Source organism: Niallia sp. MER 6 (assembly GCF_023714395.1).
GTDB lineage: Bacteria > Bacillota > Bacilli > Bacillales > Cytobacillaceae > Niallia.
Map to the genome: position 1 here is coordinate 1 of NZ_JAMAUK010000092.1, position 1,474 is coordinate 1,474.

Annotated in this window: 1 protein-coding gene and 1 pseudogene; both read left to right on the forward strand. The window is 37.9% G+C overall.

Annotated elements, in window-relative coordinates:
• Positions 1–53: 53 nt before the first annotated feature.
• Positions 54–617 (forward strand): helix-turn-helix domain-containing protein, encoded by a 564-nt coding sequence (locus M3600_RS28300; protein WP_233319543.1) that lies wholly within the window; start codon positions 54–56, stop codon positions 615–617.
• Positions 578–1,444: pseudogene (locus M3600_RS28305) on the forward strand (IS3 family transposase); the annotation flags it as partial. The gene M3600_RS28300 and the pseudogene M3600_RS28305, both read left to right, overlap by 40 nt.
• Positions 1,445–1,474: the final 30 nt, after the last annotated feature.

Genomic DNA, 1,474 nt, shown 5'->3' on the forward strand with positions numbered 1-1,474 from the left:
AAGTGCTGCACCCCAAAAGTTAGAGTTGAAATCTAACTTTTGGGGTGTTTTTTATGGCTAAATATAGTGGGAATTTCAAACTGAAAATTGTACAAGAGTATTTGAAAAGTGCTTTAAGTTATGACCGATTGGCGCAAAAATACAGTATTCCATCTTCTTCGCCAATTAAGAATTGGGTAAGTGCTTATAAAGCTTTTGGCGAGGAAGGATTACAACGGAAAATAGTTAATGAGGAATACCCTGTTCAATTCAAATTGGATGTATTACACTTTATGAAACAAACAGGTGCTTCTTTTCAAGAGACAGCGATTCAATTTAGGATAAATAATCCGAGTTTAATCGCCAATTGGAACAGTAAATTAGAAAAAGAAGGAATAGAGGGCCTGCAACAAAAAGCAAAGGGGCGCCCGTCTATGTCTAAAAAACCAAAAACAACAGCGAATAAACAGAATAAACCAATGTCACGTGAGGAACAGTTAGAACGTGAAAATGAAATGCTTCGTTTAGAGGTTGCCTATTTAAAAAAGTTGAAGGCTTTTCGAGAGAATCCGGATGCCTTCCTCGAAAAGCACAAGCAGCCATCGCCTTCGAACTTAAAGAAGAAGGATTCCGATTAAAAGATGTCTTAACACAAGTGAAAATTCCAGAGGCAACGTATCATTATCAAATCAAACAGATGAAACAAAAGAATCCAAATGAAACGTGGGAAACGCTGATTTTAGAGACGTTTGAGAAGCATGAAGGCAGATATGGTTACCGTCGTATTCATGCGGAATTGAAAACACAAGGTTACCCCGTTAACCATAAGAAAGTGCAACGTATCATGAAGAAACTAGGTTTGAAATGCGAAAAATTCGTGCGTAAATCACGCTACAAATCGTATAAAGGTACGGTTGGGAAAGTGGCGAAAAATCGTTTGAACCGTCGTTTCCACACACCACATACCCTTCAAAAAGTTGTGACCGACGTAACGGAATTCAAATGTACAAATGATGAGAAGTTGTATTTAAGCCCTATCATGGATTTATATAACGGCGAAATTATTGGGTTTAGTATGTCTAAAAGTCCAACGCTGGAATTTGTGATGGATTCATTAAAACAGGTGCTTCCTATTATTCAAGAGCGTGCCAAATATAGAACAACCATTCACTCCGATCAAGGCTGGCACTATCAGCACTACAAATGGGTACACACATTGAAAGAAAATAAGATGTACCAAAGCATGTCTCGCAAAGCAACATGTGCAGACAATGCAGCAATGGAAAACTTCTTTGGCTTACTGAAGCAGGAAATGTATTACGGAGAACAATTAATTTCTTATGAAGCATTGAAGATGAAGATTGAGAAGTACATCCATTACTATAACAACGATCGAATTAAACAAAAACTGGCCGGCATGAGTCCGGTAAAATTCCGAACTCATGCCAGCCAATTAGCTGTGTAATAAAAACTCTAACTTTAAGGGGTCACTACC

What these genes read in the sequence shown, in the direction of transcription:
- M3600_RS28300 (WP_233319543.1), top strand. Translation starts at nt 54, where the DNA reads ATGGCTAAATATAGTGGGAATTTCAAACTGAAAATTGTACAAGAGTAT.